At 40.1% G+C, this 15,698-nt stretch carries 17 protein-coding genes; 4 read left to right on the forward strand and 13 right to left on the reverse strand.

The window, feature by feature from the left end; genetic code table 11:
- Nucleotides 1–6: 6 nt before the first annotated feature.
- A complete protein-coding gene (locus ACVW2L_RS06865; RefSeq protein ID WP_457127223.1) occupies nucleotides 7–1,689 on the forward strand; it encodes a GMC oxidoreductase in 1,683 nt (560 codons plus the stop codon).
- Nucleotides 1,690–1,713: 24 nt separating this feature from the next.
- On the opposite strand, the gene ACVW2L_RS06870 is transcribed toward ACVW2L_RS06865, so the two are convergent.
- The 13 genes from ACVW2L_RS06870 to ACVW2L_RS06930 all read right to left on the reverse strand — a co-directional run bounded on the left by ACVW2L_RS06870 (nucleotide 1,714) and on the right by ACVW2L_RS06930 (nucleotide 13,059).
- On the reverse strand, nucleotides 1,714–2,919 hold the full coding sequence (locus ACVW2L_RS06870; protein ID WP_457127224.1) for a glycosyltransferase: 1,206 nt from the start codon (nucleotides 2,917–2,919) through the stop codon (nucleotides 1,714–1,716).
- A 6-nt stretch (nucleotides 2,920–2,925) separates the two neighbouring features.
- Nucleotides 2,926–4,458 (reverse strand): O-antigen ligase family protein, encoded by a 1,533-nt coding sequence (locus ACVW2L_RS06875; RefSeq protein ID WP_457127225.1) that lies wholly within the window; start codon nucleotides 4,456–4,458, stop codon nucleotides 2,926–2,928.
- A complete protein-coding gene (locus ACVW2L_RS06880) occupies nucleotides 4,458–4,607 on the reverse strand; it encodes a hypothetical protein (protein WP_457127226.1) in 150 nt (49 codons plus the stop codon). The genes ACVW2L_RS06875 and ACVW2L_RS06880 overlap by 1 nt, the downstream gene beginning before the upstream one ends.
- Nucleotides 4,597–5,787, reverse strand: coding sequence for a glycosyltransferase (locus ACVW2L_RS06885; RefSeq protein ID WP_457127227.1), 1,191 nt, complete (start codon nucleotides 5,785–5,787; stop codon nucleotides 4,597–4,599). Before ACVW2L_RS06885 ends, ACVW2L_RS06880 begins: the two co-directional genes overlap by 11 nt.
- A gap of 16 nt (nucleotides 5,788–5,803) precedes the next feature.
- Nucleotides 5,804–7,960, reverse strand: coding sequence for a GumC family protein (locus ACVW2L_RS06890; protein ID WP_457127228.1), 2,157 nt, complete (start codon nucleotides 7,958–7,960; stop codon nucleotides 5,804–5,806).
- Entirely contained in the window at nucleotides 7,961–8,668 is a 708-nt protein-coding gene (locus ACVW2L_RS06895; RefSeq protein ID WP_457127229.1) for a TolC family protein, read from the reverse strand. It lies immediately after the preceding gene.
- A 155-nt stretch (nucleotides 8,669–8,823) separates the two neighbouring features.
- Nucleotides 8,824–9,714: a 3-hydroxyacyl-CoA dehydrogenase family protein gene (locus tag ACVW2L_RS06900; RefSeq protein WP_457127230.1), complete on the reverse strand. Its 891-nt coding sequence runs from the start codon at nucleotides 9,712–9,714 to the stop codon at nucleotides 8,824–8,826.
- A gap of 14 nt (nucleotides 9,715–9,728) precedes the next feature.
- Nucleotides 9,729–10,337 (reverse strand): dethiobiotin synthase, encoded by a 609-nt coding sequence (gene bioD / locus ACVW2L_RS06905; RefSeq protein WP_457127231.1) that lies wholly within the window; start codon nucleotides 10,335–10,337, stop codon nucleotides 9,729–9,731.
- Complete coding sequence (locus ACVW2L_RS06910; RefSeq protein WP_457127232.1) at nucleotides 10,337–11,449, reverse strand: aminotransferase class I/II-fold pyridoxal phosphate-dependent enzyme; 1,113 nt, start codon at nucleotides 11,447–11,449, stop codon at nucleotides 10,337–10,339. The genes bioD and ACVW2L_RS06910 overlap by 1 nt, the downstream gene beginning before the upstream one ends.
- A 71-nt stretch (nucleotides 11,450–11,520) precedes the next feature.
- Complete coding sequence (locus ACVW2L_RS06915; protein WP_457127233.1) at nucleotides 11,521–11,874, reverse strand: hypothetical protein; 354 nt, start codon at nucleotides 11,872–11,874, stop codon at nucleotides 11,521–11,523.
- Nucleotides 11,875–11,905: 31 nt separating this feature from the next.
- Nucleotides 11,906–12,283: a hypothetical protein gene (locus ACVW2L_RS06920; RefSeq protein ID WP_457127234.1), complete on the reverse strand. Its 378-nt coding sequence runs from the start codon at nucleotides 12,281–12,283 to the stop codon at nucleotides 11,906–11,908.
- Nucleotides 12,284–12,313: 30 nt separating this feature from the next.
- Complete coding sequence (locus ACVW2L_RS06925; protein WP_457127235.1) at nucleotides 12,314–12,682, reverse strand: hypothetical protein; 369 nt, start codon at nucleotides 12,680–12,682, stop codon at nucleotides 12,314–12,316.
- Nucleotides 12,683–12,711: 29 nt separating this feature from the next.
- Nucleotides 12,712–13,059, reverse strand: a complete 348-nt coding sequence (locus ACVW2L_RS06930; protein WP_457127236.1) for a hypothetical protein — start codon at nucleotides 13,057–13,059, stop codon at nucleotides 12,712–12,714.
- Between the two features lie 215 nt (nucleotides 13,060–13,274).
- Between ACVW2L_RS06930 and ACVW2L_RS06935 the strand changes: the two genes are divergently transcribed.
- The 3 genes from ACVW2L_RS06935 to ACVW2L_RS06945 all read left to right on the forward strand — a co-directional run bounded on the left by ACVW2L_RS06935 (nucleotide 13,275) and on the right by ACVW2L_RS06945 (nucleotide 15,600).
- A complete protein-coding gene (locus ACVW2L_RS06935) occupies nucleotides 13,275–13,910 on the forward strand; it encodes a peroxiredoxin (RefSeq protein ID WP_457127237.1) in 636 nt (211 codons plus the stop codon).
- Nucleotides 13,911–14,049: 139 nt separating this feature from the next.
- Nucleotides 14,050–14,247 (forward strand): cold-shock protein, encoded by a 198-nt coding sequence (locus ACVW2L_RS06940; protein WP_457127238.1) that lies wholly within the window; start codon nucleotides 14,050–14,052, stop codon nucleotides 14,245–14,247.
- Between the two features lie 111 nt (nucleotides 14,248–14,358).
- A complete protein-coding gene (locus tag ACVW2L_RS06945; RefSeq protein ID WP_457127239.1) occupies nucleotides 14,359–15,600 on the forward strand; it encodes an MFS transporter in 1,242 nt (413 codons plus the stop codon).
- Nucleotides 15,601–15,698 lie beyond the last annotated feature (98 nt).

Genomic DNA, 15,698 nt, shown 5'->3' on the forward strand with positions numbered 1-15,698 from the left:
CTAAAAATGGCTTCGGCAAATAATCAAACTTTTGATGCGATTGTGGTGGGTTCGGGTATAAGCGGTGGTTGGGCGGCTATGGAGCTGTGTAAAAAAGGTTTAAAAACGTTACTGCTTGAACGCGGCCATAATGTTGAACATCTTAAAGATTATCCAACCGCAAACTTAAATCCGTGGGATTTTGAGTATAGGTTAAATAATACACCACAATTTAAGGCAGACAGCCCCATACAATCTACCGGAAGCAATGCGGGTAATGCTCTTTTCTATGTAAATGATAAAGACCATCCCTATATACAGGAAAAGCCGTTTTTATGGTATCGGGGTTATCAGGTAGGCGGGCGGTCTTTAACTTGGGGCAGGCAATGTTACCGTTTCAGCGACCTGGATTTTGAAGCAAACTTAAAGGATGGTAATGGGGTTGACTGGCCCATTCGATATAAAGATATAGCGCCGTGGTACAGTTACGTTGAAAAATATATTGGCGTGAGCGGCAGTAAAGAGAACCTGCATCAACTACCCGATGGTGATTTTTTACCACCGATGGAACTAAATTGCATAGAACATCATCTTAATGATTCCATCCGCAAAAAAACGCCCGACCGTTTATTGACAATAGCGCGTGTGGCCAATTTAACCAAAGGCTGGGACAGTAGGGGCCCTTGTATGAACCGCAATCTATGTTCGCGCGGATGCCCGTTCGGAGGATATTTTAGCAGCAATAGCTCCACAATTCCGGCGGCTATGCAAACGGGGAATCTTACGCTACGGCCTTTTTCTATAGTTGCAGAGGTTTTATATGACGAGAGCAAGCAAAGAGCCAAAGGCGTACGCGTTATAGATACCGAAACCAAGGAAAGCTTTGAGTATTATGCAAAGGTTATCTTTCTGAATGCTTCAACCATTGCCACTGCTGGTATTTTACTCAACTCAAAATCAAACAGGTTCCCTAACGGAATGGGTAATGACAGTGGCGAATTGGGCCATAACCTGATGGATCATCACTCATCTGCAGGAGCATCAGGCAAACATCCCGGATACAAAGATCTATACTATAAAGGGCGCAGACCATGCGGCTTTTTGATACCGCGTTACCGCAATCTTAAAGGGGATGAGGGATTGGGCTATACACGTGGCTTTAATATACAAGGGCATGGTGAACGCTCTGAATGGCAGGACACAAAGAACTTTGGAAGTTTTGGTGTTGATTTTAAGAAACAGCTTACCACACCAGGCCCCTGGACGGTTTGGATGGCGGGATGGGGCGAATGTTTGCCCTACCACGAAAACAAAATATCGCTAAATACAACCGAAAAGGATAAATGGGGCTTGCCGGTTATTAATGTGAACTTTTCTTTTAAAGATAATGAAGATAAAATGATGGATGACATCCGCAGCACATGCGGCGAAATGCTGGAAGCTGCCGGATTTACAGACATTGAAACCTTTAACTACAAAAAGCCGGGCGGCAGTACAGTTCACGAAATGGGTACGGCCCGCATGGGGCATGATCCTAAAACTTCAATATTGAACGGCAATAACCAGGTACACGCTGTTAAGAATCTTTTTGTTACGGACGGTAGCTGCATGACGTCATCAGCCAGCCAAAACCCATCATTAACTTATATGGCGCTTACCGCCCGCGCTTGTGATTTTGCAGTGAATGAATTGAAAAAGGGTAATATTTAGCTTTAAGCAACTGGCCGACAGAAATTATTTCTCTGTCTGATTAATAGCTTTATAAATCTCTTTAACATTGTTTTCCCAGGTGTGGGTTGTGGCAAATTGAATGCGTTGCTGCCGTTTTTCTTCGCTGTCTTCTGCAAGTGCTTTTTCAATCAGCATTACGTAATCCTCTTTTGTAGTGCCTAAATAAGTGTGATCTTCAAATACACTCATTGCTTCAGTGCGGGTAGCAACTGTAGGTTTCCCCATAGCAAGGTATTCGTCAATTTTACGGGGGTAGTTTCCTATGGTTACCTGATTGATCAACTGCGGGTTAAGGCAAACATCAAACGAATTGATATACGATGGGAGAGTAGCGGGATCCTTACCTCCCAAAAATTGGATGTTCGTAATCTGATGGAGGTTGCTTGTTTTAAACTGTTCGTCCTCAGGGCCTACTAATACAACGCTCCACTCAGGTTTTGTAATGGCAATATATGCTAATAATTCTATATCCAGGCGAATACTTTGCAAGGCGCCTACATAGCCAATAACAGGTTTTTTAATTGGCGCCACGTCGTCAGGCACCGTAAGTTCCTGTTGATTAGTAAACATTTCAAGATCGCAACCTTGCCCTACGTAATGCGAGTTTGAATTATATTTTTTGCAGTAAGAGGCCAGGTAAGTAGAGTTGGCAACGCACAGATCACTTTTTGCAATCAGCGCCGGCTCCATTGTTTTGCCGTGTACTTTCCAATAATCAACAAAAAGCAGATAATCGCGCGAGTAATAGATGCTTATAGCTGGTTTCAGCAGTTCCTTTAAATAAAAGCTCTTAAAAATGTCGCTATCGTTAAACAGGATATAGTTGTTAAAACCTAACCTTTTTGCGGCTTTATCAATGGAACGTGCAAACCGGTTGTTGTTTATTTTATTTAGAAAATTATAAATGAAGTTATGCGGCATCCAGTTAATAGATTCAATTATCTCATCTGGATAAAGGTTCCAAAGGTTTTCCTGTAGCTGCACAAGGCCATCCATACGGCCATTAACCACATCTATGCGTTTTATTATTTTGGGATCAGAAGCATTTTTTATTTTGTTCCGGCGATCAAGAGCCGAGTTTACATATAATACGCTGTTATGCTTGCTAAACTCTAATGCTATATTTTTACAATTGCTGCCAATTTCAACATCCCAGGGTTGCTGGCCAACTACAATAATATCTCTCCCTTTAAGTATATCGTTTGCCATATTTAATTACGATTGGGTTAGTGAATTGTTTAATTGCGTTTGTTGCGCCTGTTTTTGTTTATCCAATCGATACAAAATAGTAAGCAGAGCCACATCTAACGAAAAGAACACGTTTGATGGGAACTGCACCAGCGCCTCCTGCGGAAAGTTAGCTATGTTATACGCAAAAACGATTAAAAGGATAGCCAAAGAATACATTTTTAACTCAGGATCTTTTATGCGGTAATAGTTATTAATACCCGTTCGCATAATAGTAAACATAAGCGTACAAAATACTATCAAACCAACAGGGCCCAGCTCTACCGCAACGCGTATATAGCCGCTGTCTGGTTGAAACTGTGACACGACTGATCCATCGCCGAAACGTTTGCCCCAACCGCCTGTTGCGCCCAGGCCAAACCCGATGGGATGACTATAAATGTATGGTTTTATACGCTCCTGGTTAAATTTACGTAGCTTATAAGAAGCGTCTTCATTAGGGCGAAATGCTGTTTGAAAGCGCTGAAGATTAGGGTCGCCGGTAGGTACATTTATCAGGATAACTAAAAACACAGCAGCCAGGCAGCTAAAAAGTAATACCCTTTTGTTATAATTTATTATGGCGAACAGAAACAGCGCTGCCGGTACCAATACGTTAGCCGCCCGTGTGCCCGAATAGAGCATAGATAATAAACAAGTACCGGCAATAACCGCCAGCACTATCTTTTTCCATGCAGGTAGTTTTCCGGCAATTAAGGCGATGCAAAAAATAGCCGCCATGTTCATATTATAAGCAAACGCCACCGGGTCAGAAAATATGGAAAACTTACGCCAATGCCCGGCAATAAAAAGCAAGCCTGCTATTTCCGGATCAGAGTGCAGGTAAGCATCTTCCGCTGCGGAAAAACCAATATATTCCTGTTTCATTCCATATAGGGCTGCTAAAAAACTCATCACAAGCCATAGCTTAAAAATCACTCTAACCAACTTTACAGAACGAATATTATATAAAAAAACAAAATAACTTAGCAATACTATAGCTACTGATCTAACAGTGTATACCCAAGCAAGGCGCGAGACGGCGCTTGGATTAGCTATCTGGAATAGGTTATAGCCTATCCAGATCAGTATCATGGTAGATACAGGGCCTTTTAACAACTCCCAATCGTTATGGCGGCGCAATTTTATTAGGGTACCCAACATTAGTGCGCCCTCCAATAAATCAGCAACAACACCCAACGGCCCTGGCACACCCAGTCTGCCTAATAAAAAAAGCGTATAAGCCAGTACAAGCAACACTATTATGCCAAAACGGGGGTACGCCACAACGCCGTATGCAGCCGGCAGCCCCACTATAGTCACCAAAAACAATGCGCCAAAAACAATACCGAATTTTGCGACACCTATAGCTACTATTGCAGCCAGTAATACCAAGGCTCCTATTCCGAAAGGGTTTTTTAGTTTTTCGACTATCGCGAGGTTTTTTAGACGTTGCGTAAAGCCAGGCCGCAATTTTTTTAACTGCAGTACCGGATGTGACGATGCAGGTTCCACTCTCATTATAAAAACAATATTTTAATAATGAAAAAATAGGTACTCAAAAAAGCCACTGCCAATGCTACAATGCGGGTTATCTTATCTACTTTTTTCTGATATTCCGCTTTTACTTCATTGCCCCGCAGTACTTTTTCATCCGGGTTAACTCTCATCACTTTTTATTATTTGATCAATACTACCGGTATAAGTGTGTTTTGTGGCAACAGAGCGTTTATTGGCGGTACGTGCCTTTAGCAAAGACAGTACCTGGAAGAACATAAACTTAGGGATATTGATAAGCGAACGATAGATCCTGGCGTCGGTTTCCGAACGGGCCAGTGCAATATAAAAACCTGCAATAAACACTACAAATGCTATTGTCCAAATAAAGGCGCCTGTTATGCTTATAAATATATTGGCAAATAAAAATAACAATGAAAGCAACAGAAAAATAAAAAGGGGAGGTCTGAGCAAGATCAAACCAAATAAAAACTGATTCCAGCTTGGTGTTGTTACTCCTTTAAAAAGCAATACAAAGCCAAATTTAAAATACTTAAACCACGTGTTTATCCAACGCGAACGTTGGTTAACCAATTGGTCTGAATGAGTAGTTTTTTCGTCGTAAACTATCGCTCTATCTGTAAAAGCTATTCTGATGTTCCGCCCGACAATTTGCGATTGCAGCACCTTATCAAAGCCGGCACCCTGAACATCCAGACGTTCCAGACACTCGCGATACAAAGATGTAGTAAACGCCATGCCCGAGCCTGCAAGCGTAGCAGATGAACCTACTTTAAAAAGCAGTTTACCATCATAAAAATGATAGTAAATGTCGCGGGCAGCATCTAAACAGGCATAGGTAGTATTAAGGTTTTTAGCTTCGCGAACGCCCTGCACTGCTACGTAACCTTTGTAAAAATATCTGTCCAGTTCAATTAAATAATCCGGATGCACCAAGTTATCGCTATCAATAATAGTAAGACGCCCATGCGCCCGCTTAAAGTTATTAATGGCATAAAAATGCGATCGGGTATTACTTGCAAGGGTAGTGGGTGGCCTAAGTACAATAACCCTGTCGTCAGTAAAATGCAGTGTACTTATATCGCACTTATCAGCAACTATATAAATTAAGTAATTACTATGCTTCAATTTAAGCAGCGACTCAACAACTGCGGGTATATTGGTTACCTGCTCATAAGCCGTAACAATAATTGCGTAATCGCCTTCTACTGATGCCAGTACCGGTGTATTGTTCTTACGAAAAAAAGACAGGATGTAAATGCAAGCCGGCAATACCAGGTTGTACCCTATTAAAACCTGAATAAATATCCAAATAAAGCCAACAATTGTCATTCCAGATGTTATTTTGCTATTCGCTTATTAACTGTTCTTTATCCACCAGATTTATCACCCAGCCAATAAACTTGTCATTCTGATTTTTTAGATATGCAACGTGATGTTTGCCGGCTTCGCCAATATTTTTATTCGCCTCAAAAACGGTTAATATTTTCTCGCCAAACAAACTCATTTCTTTTGACCGGTTCAAGGCATCAAGTGCCGGCGCCTCAATTATAATAACATCAAAAATTGCCTTTAAAGTTTTTAACACCTCGTTAATGCGCTCTTCGCTACTTAACTCAAGTATGGAAGTATCGCCGCCCTTATTACCTATAAATGTTATTTTTTGATTAGCTTTTACCGCATCAATTTCGCTTTCATTTTTCAGTATGTCTTCCAGATATTGTTTAGGCTTAACAGATTGTGTAATAACAGGATTGTCAAAATTAGCATCTATCACTAACACCTTTTGATTGATCTGCCCATAAGCATAAGCTAAATTAAGTGCGAAGAAAGTTTTGCCTTCGCCAGCTGTTAAACTATTAATGAGCAATATATTAGAGTCTTTTAATTCATCACTTATCTCAAAACGGGTAGCCCTCATCAAATTTTTAAACTGCTTTAGGTCGTTGCTGCTTTGATTGGTTTCCCAAATATTACGCAGATCTATTGCCGCGTCAGATAATTTATTCAAATTTCCAAGAACAGGCGCTTTGGTACTATTCGCAAGTTCGCCTGCATTTTTTATACTATTATCTATAAAGAAAAGAATAAACAACACCACTATACAGGCAATAAAACTGGCTATCCCGGCCAATATTACCAAGAGCATTTTTTTAGACGGCTGTGCTTGTCCGGGCTCTGCAACTTCAAGTAAACGCAGTTTGGTGCTAAAGCTTGATTCTAAGCTTGCCTGATTATACTTCTGCAAAATCTCCATGTATTCCTGGCTTGCTATGTCAACAGCTCTTTCTAACGACTGCGTAGCAGCCTCATGGGGCACCAGCTCATCAAATTTGCTATTGAGCCTGTTAATTTCTTTACTAATGCTACCTGTACTATTTTTTGCCAGGTCGTTTTGGATTTGCAAGCTCAGGCGCTGATCAACCAGATCCTGCTTTGTGGACATTGGATTAATAACGTATTTATCAGATAATACACTTAGGCTACTGGATACAATCCTTTTAAGTGAGTCTACCCGCCGTTGATAACGCTGATCAAAACCACTTTGTACATAAGCATCGTTAGCGGCGTGTAATTGGGTCTGCGCCGACAACACATCCTGTGTAACTGCCAATTTATTGCTTTCACTATATCTACGTACCCGCGGATCAAATTGCCTGTCAATACTATCCATTGCTGCGTTTGTTGATCTGGTAACCTTTTCGGCTTCTTCGCGTCTGGTTTCAAAATCAGCCATCTGGCCGTATAGGCTCTTTGCTTTCTCGTTAAGATTTAAAACGTGATTATGTGTTTTATAATTCTTCAATGCCAGCATTTTCGCTTCAAGTGTATCGCGCTTAACCTGCAATAAATTGAATAAAAAGTTAACTGATTTTTGTTGATTATTCTTTACTAACTCGCCATAGTAATTTATAAACTCATCACAAAGCGTATTAACAACTACAGCGGACAATTCCGGGTTTTCTGAATCAAATAATACGCTTATATAATCGCTGCTTTGCAGGCGGTAGGCCTGTAACTTATCAAGTAAAGATTTATCATCATATTTCATAGAGGTAAGCACTTTATTCAAACCTTCCTGATCAGAGTTGAATAATGTAAGTGCCTGTCTCTTTTTATACAGATCTGTATAAACTTCTACTGCATGCTTTTTGGCGTCAGCATTTAAAGTTTGTACCAATTTACTTGGCTGGCGGAAAGGCTTATCACTGGTAAGATCATGGATCATTAGCTTATAAGAAACCTGATCAAGTATGCGTTTTGAACGGATCATCTCTACCAGATTGGCAAACTCCTGATTTATTTCTGATTCCTGAAAACCTGCAACATCGCCCAGTCCTTTTTGTGTTTGATCAACTATACCGGTAGCTATTTTAGCTTGTGACACATAAGAATCTGCCTGGTTACGAACCAAAAAATAAGTAATAATAACCGCAATAACCGGGATGATCACAATGGTAAACTTGTGCCTTTTTAATACCCGCAAAAAGCCTTTCAGATCCATTTATTTTATGATGTTTTCCAGTTTTGTACCTATCAATTCTTCCACATCAGCTTTGGCAATAAAAACGCTGGCCTCTGTTTGTACTTTTGTTTGCTGATGTTCAGTATATTGAATTAACACTTTACTGTAGCTATCAAACGTTTCTTCTCCCTTTTCAAATTTATATTTTACATCTTTCAACTGGGCCTCTGCATCTTCAGCGGCCCTTATTTGTAACTTTAGTTCTCCAACACGTTGTACGTACGTGTAAAACCGCCTTTTCACCTCGTAGGTAAGTGTTATAATGTACTCTTCCTGCTCGGTCTGTTGTACCATAACCTCGCGCTGGGCCTGCTTAATGGCCGACGGCTTGGATAATAAGTTACCAAGGTTTAAAAACACCCCAGCTTGCGCCCCTTTAAAGTAAGTGCTGGTAGGATTGACCGGGTTTATAGTAGGATCAGCAGGTTGATAAACATAGGAGAGGGTGATAGCATCTAACCAGGTAGCTTTTATTTTTGATACATTGGCTGAGGCAACATTAACCCGGTTTTGAAAATATCGCACACGCGGGTAATTGGCGATAGCGCTATCAACTAAACGTTGAATATTAATGTTTGAAAGCTCCGGAATTATAGTGGCCAGCGCGGGAGTAGTCTGACCTCGCCCGGTTTTGAAAATTAATAAGGTACAAGAAAGCAGCAGTATAAATTTTATCCGAATAGTCATTAATAATATATTTTCATTTGCGCAGGCATGGTTTATAACCCTTATAAACGTTTTTTAAAGCAAATGGGTTTCAATTTCTGTAGGTAAAGCTACTTTTTTTATTCAATTTATTTAGCTTTATCGTTAAGCAAACCGCTACAACAGCGTTTTTGACATTAAAGTCTAAACCTTGCTGCAACAATCAACTCTTTGGTTTTTGATGAATGCTCATAAAACCCACTGCCTGATTTCACCCCTAAATATCCTGCACTAACCATATCAATCAAAAGGGAACAGGGGGCATATTTGGGGTTATTAAATCCTTCGTACAGCACATTCATTATCGCCAAACAAATGTCTAGCCCAATAAAATCTGCTAACTGCAAAGGCCCCATAGGGTGCGACATGCCCAATTTCATAACCGTATCAATCTCAGCCACGCCAGATACGCCTTCAGCCAATGCATAAATAGCTTCATTTATCATAGGCATCAATATACGGTTGGCTATAAAACCTGGTGCGTCATTCACTTCCACCGGTGTTTTATTCAGCTGCCGCGATATTTCCATAATTTTAGCTGTCACTTCATCAGATGTTTCCTTTCCGCGTATCACTTCTACAAGTTTCATTAAAGGCACTGGATTCATAAAATGCATACCCACAACATTTTGAGGGACCGTAGTTGCAGCAGCAATTTCGGTGATTGATATGGAAGATGTATTAGAAGCAAGTATCGTCCCCGGGCTGCAGATGCTGCTTAACTGCTTAAAGATATTAAGTTTTATAGTTTTATTTTCAGTAGCTGCTTCAACAATTAGTTCTGTATCTGATGAAATACTGTTTAAGGACAAATTCGTTTTTATGCGATCCAAAGCCTTCTGCTTATCATGTTCTGTTATAATATCCTTACTTATCTGTTTATCCATATTGCGCGATATGGTTTGCAGGGCTTTTTCTAATGCTGTAGCATCAATATCAATAAGCGTAACATAAAAACCATGCAGAGCAAATGTATGCGCTATGCCATTGCCCATTGTTCCCGACCCGATAACAGCTACATTCTTCATAAAAAACAGTTAACCTAAATTACAATATTTTGCAATGCTATGCTTTGCTTGTCTAACATTGAAAGTTGCGGTATAGCAGCAGTAAGCTCACCCCTTGAATGCGCTTTTATAATATTTTCTGAATAAGCATCGCTTTTCCCATTAAATATAATGGCGCGTACCGGGATATTTCTGCCATACAAAACCTGTAACGACAGCAGCGAATGGTTTATGCTGCCCAAGTAATGCTGGGTAACCAAAACTACTTCGGCATTCAGGTTTGTTATCAGGTCTATCATCAAGTCTTTATCGTTTAAAGGTACCATCAGGCCGCCGGCGCCTTCAATTATCAAGGTATTTTTGGTTTCTGGTAATTTGAAATAATTCAAGCTTATCTCAACACCATCCAAAGCTGCTGATTTATGCGGCGAAAAAGGCTGTGTTAAACGGTATGTTTCAGAATGAAATACGGTTTTATCGTTAGAGATCAAGCTTTTTACCTTCATGGTGTCGCTATTATCCAAATCGCCTGATTGTATGGGTTTCCAATAGTCTGCCTTTAATGATTCTGTTAGTATAGCAGCCACCACAGTTTTGCCTATGCCGGTGCCGATGCCGGTTATAAATATTGGTTTGTTACTCATTACAACTCATTTAAAGTTTTAGCTAACGCAATGATATCTGCTTCACTATTAAAAACATGCAGGCATATCCTTATCCGCTCGGTACCGGCTGCAACTGTAGGGCTCAATATGGGCCTAACGTCAAAACCTATTTGTTGTAAAGCCGCAGCAACAGCTTTTGCTTTTTCGTTACTTTTTAATATTACACACTGAATTGCGCTGTCGCTTATCGGCATGCTGTCTGCCGAAAGCGAAAGTGCACTTTTAAAAATTTTAATGTTGTTTTTTAACCGCGCGATGAGATCATCAGCTCCTCCTAATATATCCAGTCCGGATTTTATAGCCGCTAACTGATGGAACGGCGCGGCAGTGGTATATATAAATGAGCGCGCAAAGTTGATAAGGTAGTCCCTTAATGACATGCTTCCAATTACCGCCGCACCATGACAGCCCAGCGCTTTGCCAAATGTTACTACCCGTGCAAACACCCTGTTTTGCAATTTAAGTTCACTAACCAGGCCGTTTTTGTATAAACCAAACGCGTGAGCTTCGTCAACTATCAGCTGCGCATTATATTTTTCAACTATGTCAACAATGTCTAAAAGGGGGGCAGCATCGCCATCCATTGAATAGACGCTTTCAACCATTACATAGCATATCTCTTTTCCATTCTTAAGCTTCCCCTCCAAACTGTCTACATCGTTATGCTTAAAGTTGAAGCGGTTGGCATTACTTAATCTTCCACCATCAATAGCAGAGGCATGGATCAGTTCATCGCATATAATGGTATCGTTCCGTTGCGGCAAAGAGGAGAGTAGGCCTACATTAGCATCATAGCCTGAATTAAACAACAAAGCGCCCTCCGTATCAAAAAGTGTTGCTATTTGCTGTTCAAGATCTTCTGTGTAGGTCAAATTCCCTGAGATAAGCCTTGAACCTGTTGAACCGTTCAAGGCAGCGTGCTTTTCCAACTCTGCCTTAATAGCATTCTTAAACTCGCCTGACCGCGCGAAGCCTAAATAATCATTTGAGCAAAAGTCAATAAGGTTACTTTCAGGCTTTAGCAATCTAAAGTTTCCGGTATCCCGGCGTTCGGCTAACCTGTTTGTTATAAAATCTTCTGCTGTCTTCAAACCCGGTAAATTTCAGCTAAAATAAAAAAGCCTTCCGGTTTATGGGAAGGCTTTTAAAATTCTGTTAATAATTATTGCCGAGGGGCACCACCACCTGGACCTCTTTGAGGTAGCTTATCAAAAGCTGCTTGTTGATCAGCAGTTAAAACAGCTTTTACTTGAGCTGAATTTGCTTCTCTCATTTTTTGCATTTCAGGCATTACTGACTGAAAATCGCCATTAGCTTTAGCCATTAAGCTATCACGTTTTTTGCCTTGAGCCTCATAAACCAGTTTTAACTTAGCAGCCTGCGCATCAGTTATACCGGTAATTTGGGTTTTTAATCTTTCAACTTGTTGATCAGGAGTTTGACGCATGCCGCCTTGGGCAAAACCTGCTGCGCTAACGCCTAAAACAAAGGCGCATACTAACATTACTTTTTTCATTTTTATTCAGTTTAATTGGTTTGTTTAATAATTAATTTCCGCCGCCGTTCATCATTTGTTTCATGCGTTCAGCCTGAGCATCAGCAACTTTTTGAAAAGCGGGTTGTTGTTCCGGAGTCAAAACAGCTTTGATCTGTGCATTTGTTTTGTCTCTCATTTTGGTAAAATTTGCCATACCGGCCTGCATATCACCGCCGCCGTTTTGCATAGCAGCAAATAAACTATCGCGGCTTTTAGTAGCCGCCTCATATACAAGCTTAAGTTTTGCAGCCTGAGCATCGGTTATACCGGCAACCTGTGTTTTCAAAGTTTCAATTTGTTCGGCAGGGGTTCTTTGTGGAGGACCTTGTGCTAAACCTGCTGCGCTAATACCTAATACTAACGCACATACTAATAATAGTTTTTTCATTTTTGTTGTTGTTAATAGGTTTGTTTGTAACTAGTTACCACCGCCTTGTTGCATTTGTTTAAAGCGCTCGGCTTGTGCGTCCATTTGTTTTTGGAAAATGGGTGCTTGCTCAGGTGTTAAGATAGCTTTGATTTTTGTATTTGCAGTTTCCATAGTTTTTGAAAACTTGGCAAACATGGCCTGCATGTCACCACCACCGCCTTGTGCGGCCGCCATTAAGCTATCAATGCTTTTTCCTTGTACTTCATATATCACTTTAGCTTTTGCCGCTTGTGCATCAGTTAATGATAATGATGTTTTTAATTGTGCCAATCTTTCTTCCGGAGAAGGAGGGCCCTGTGCGAAGCCCATTGCGCTTATACCCAATACAAACGCCGCTATTAAAAATATTTTTTTCATTTTCTATCTATAAAATCAATTAGTAAGCCTTATTGGCCTCTGCGCGCACGCATTTCTGCTTGCTGTTTTTCATAAGCAGTAAACTGCTCAGGGGTTAAGATAGCTTTATACTGAGCAGTAGTAGCTTCTCTCATTTTTGTAAATTCCGGCATTACAGATTGAAAATCTCCATTGGCTTTTGCCATTAAGCTATCACGTTTTTTACCTTGTGCTTCAATAGCCACTTTAAGTTTAGCAGCCTGTGCATCGGTAATACCTGCAATTTGAGTTTTTAATTGAGCAACTTGCTCATCAGGTGTTCTCTGTTGAAAACCCTGGGCAAAACTTGCCGCGCTAACGCCTAACGCTAAGGCGCATACTAATAATACTTTTTTCATTTTTTTCGGTTTATTAATGTAATTGTAAAATAAAGATAGGTTGTATTTATGTTACAACCAAAGTGTAACTAAAAAGTTGCCGCACAAGTGTTATAAATACAATTAAACTTAATACATGTAATGTCTATGTAAATAGTAGTTTTTTTTCTTGTTTATTTAAACAATCACCGTAACTTTATTTTGATATTTATCAACACATCTAAATTAATTATATCATGAGTTTAAGATTAGGCGACAAAGCCCCGAATTTTCAAGCACAGACCTCAGTAGGAGAGATAGACTTATACGAATACCTTGGTGATGGCTGGGGTGTTTTATTTTCGCACCCGGCAGATTATACACCGGTTTGTACCACCGAATTAGGTGCCACAGCAGCATTAAAAGAAGAGTTTGCCAAACGCAACGTGAAGGTGTTAGCTTTAAGTGTAGACTCGGTTGAATCTCACAAAGGCTGGATAAAGGATATTAACGAAACACAGGGGGTAGAGGTAGATTTCCCGATTGTTGCAGACGAGGACCGCAAAATTGCCGAAGCGTATGACATGATCCATCCAAATGCTTCTGTAAATGCTACGGTGCGTTCGTTATTCATTATCGGGCCAGATAAGGCAGTAAAGTTAATCATCACTTATCCGGCATCAACAGGACGTAATTTCCAGGAGATTTTGCGTGTGATAGATTCATTGCAATTAACTGCTTATCACAGCGTTGCTACACCTGCTAACTGGAAAGACGGCGAGGATGTGGTGGTGGTACCTGCTATTAAAACCGAGGACATACCGGCTAAGTTTCCTAAAGGTTTTCGTGAGGTTAAACCATACCTGCGAATGACGCCACAACCTAATAAATAAAATATTTGCTTAAATAATTATTTTATTATATTTGAAAAAACAGCGTATAGGTATTCCACTGATTATTAATGCCATTTGTAATTCAGTTAGGTTTAGTTATACATCTTACAAGTTAATTTTTTAATACGATAACTTAATTATGAAAACTGGAAAAGTAAAATGGTTTAACACACAAAAAGGCTATGGCTTTATCATAACCGATGACGGTAAAGACCTTTTTGTGCACTTTAAAGATGTACAAGGCGGCGTAAATGCTATCAAAGATAACGACAGCGTAGAATACGATGTGGAAGAAGGAAGAAAAGGATTGCAGGCGATAAACGTAAAAAAGGTATAATTTACTGTTGCTTATTAAAAAACCTCTGTTAACGCAGAGGTTTTTTTTTGTCCTTCAAGTTTAAATCGTTTACAAATTCTGTTACTTTAGCACGTCTTATTATCGCAATTTATGACCACCACCACAGCGGCACAATCAAACCGTAATGTTATTTTTTTAGTAATAGTAGCCGCACTTGGTTATTTTGTTGATATCTATGATCTACTAATTTTTTCAATCGTTAGGGTTGAAAGCCTTAAAGGTATTGGAATTACCAAGCCGGAGGAAATTACATCAAGCGGAACGTTTATTATTAATGTGCAAATGTTTGGCCTGTTGTTGGGCGGAATTATATGGGGAGTAGTTGGAGATAAACTGGGGCGCATAAAAGTTCTTTTTGGGTCTATATTGCTTTATTCTATGGCCAACTTTGCCAATGGTTTTGTCCAGGATGTTAATACATATGCAGCGATACGTTTTTTTGGAGGCATTGGCCTCGCAGGCGAACTGGGTGCCGGTATAACATTAGTTAGCGAGACCATGAGTAAAGAAAAACGCGGTTACGGCACCATGATAGTAGCCGTAGTGGGTCTTTTCGGCGCCGTGTTAGCTAATATTGTGGCTAAAAATTTTGGATGGCAAAAAGCCTATTTTGTTGGGGGCGGTTTAGGCATATTATTACTATTGCTGCGCGCAGGCACGTTTGAATCGGGCATGTTTAAAGAAGCAGAGAAAAGTGAGGTATCACGCGGAAATTTCCTTAGTCTGTTTACAGATCGTAAGCGTTTTATCAAATATTTATGTTGCATATTTTTAGGCGCACCGCTTTGGTTTGTTGTAGGTGTTTTGGTAACCCAATCGCAGGAGTTTGGTGTAGCACTAAACGCTAAAAACATACTTAAAGCAGGAGACGGCATTTTATATACCTATATAGGCATCTCCGTAGGCGATTTAGCCGCCGGGTTATTGGCACAGGCCGCCCGTTCAAGGCGGCTTACTATGCTGGTATTTTTATTGCTATCAATAGTTAGCGTAACGGTGTATCTTACATCAAACGGGCTGGATAGTTCTAAATTTGTTTGGATCTGCTTTTTTATGGGATGCACGGTTGGTTACTGGGCCACTTTTGTTACCATCGCTTCAGAGCAATTTGGAACTAACCTAAGGGCAACCGTTACCACTACCGTACCCAACTTTGTTCGCGGCGCACTTATTCCAATTAATTGGGCCTTTATTTTTTTCAAGGGACAATATGGAATGATAGGAGCAGGTTACATTATGATGGGTATTCTTACGGCTATATCTTTATTATCATTAAGTCGGCTAAAAGAAACTTTTGGTAAGGATCTGAATTATGTAGAAGAGCATATATAATGCTTTTTCTTTAGGCTAAAATACCGAATAAATCCATCTTTAACATTACTCCAACAAAGGGCAAAAGAACATTTTTGCGTCTCTACCAAAATAACTGC

This window comes from Mucilaginibacter sp. HD30 (assembly GCF_054061755.1).

What these genes read in the sequence shown, in the direction of transcription:
- ACVW2L_RS06865 (WP_457127223.1), top strand. Translation starts at nt 7, where the DNA reads ATGGCTTCGGCAAATAATCAAACTTTTGATGCGATTGTGGTGGGTTCG.
- ACVW2L_RS06870 (WP_457127224.1), bottom strand. Translation starts at nt 2,919, where the DNA reads ATGGCAAACGATATACTTAAAGGGAGAGATATTATTGTAGTTGGCCAG.
- ACVW2L_RS06875 (WP_457127225.1), bottom strand. Translation starts at nt 4,458, where the DNA reads ATGAGAGTGGAACCTGCATCGTCACATCCGGTACTGCAGTTAAAAAAA.
- ACVW2L_RS06880 (WP_457127226.1), bottom strand. Translation starts at nt 4,607, where the DNA reads ATGAGAGTTAACCCGGATGAAAAAGTACTGCGGGGCAATGAAGTAAAA.
- ACVW2L_RS06885 (WP_457127227.1), bottom strand. Translation starts at nt 5,787, where the DNA reads ATGACAATTGTTGGCTTTATTTGGATATTTATTCAGGTTTTAATAGGG.
- ACVW2L_RS06890 (WP_457127228.1), bottom strand. Translation starts at nt 7,960, where the DNA reads ATGGATCTGAAAGGCTTTTTGCGGGTATTAAAAAGGCACAAGTTTACC.
- ACVW2L_RS06895 (WP_457127229.1), bottom strand. Translation starts at nt 8,668, where the DNA reads ATGACTATTCGGATAAAATTTATACTGCTGCTTTCTTGTACCTTATTA.
- ACVW2L_RS06900 (WP_457127230.1), bottom strand. Translation starts at nt 9,714, where the DNA reads ATGAAGAATGTAGCTGTTATCGGGTCGGGAACAATGGGCAATGGCATA.
- bioD (WP_457127231.1), bottom strand. Translation starts at nt 10,337, where the DNA reads ATGAGTAACAAACCAATATTTATAACCGGCATCGGCACCGGCATAGGC.
- ACVW2L_RS06915 (WP_457127233.1), bottom strand. Translation starts at nt 11,874, where the DNA reads ATGAAAAAAGTAATGTTAGTATGCGCCTTTGTTTTAGGCGTTAGCGCA.
- ACVW2L_RS06920 (WP_457127234.1), bottom strand. Translation starts at nt 12,283, where the DNA reads ATGAAAAAACTATTATTAGTATGTGCGTTAGTATTAGGTATTAGCGCA.
- ACVW2L_RS06925 (WP_457127235.1), bottom strand. Translation starts at nt 12,682, where the DNA reads ATGAAAAAAATATTTTTAATAGCGGCGTTTGTATTGGGTATAAGCGCA.
- ACVW2L_RS06930 (WP_457127236.1), bottom strand. Translation starts at nt 13,059, where the DNA reads ATGAAAAAAGTATTATTAGTATGCGCCTTAGCGTTAGGCGTTAGCGCG.
- ACVW2L_RS06935 (WP_457127237.1), top strand. Translation starts at nt 13,275, where the DNA reads ATGAGTTTAAGATTAGGCGACAAAGCCCCGAATTTTCAAGCACAGACC.
- ACVW2L_RS06940 (WP_457127238.1), top strand. Translation starts at nt 14,050, where the DNA reads ATGAAAACTGGAAAAGTAAAATGGTTTAACACACAAAAAGGCTATGGC.
- ACVW2L_RS06945 (WP_457127239.1), top strand. Translation starts at nt 14,359, where the DNA reads ATGACCACCACCACAGCGGCACAATCAAACCGTAATGTTATTTTTTTA.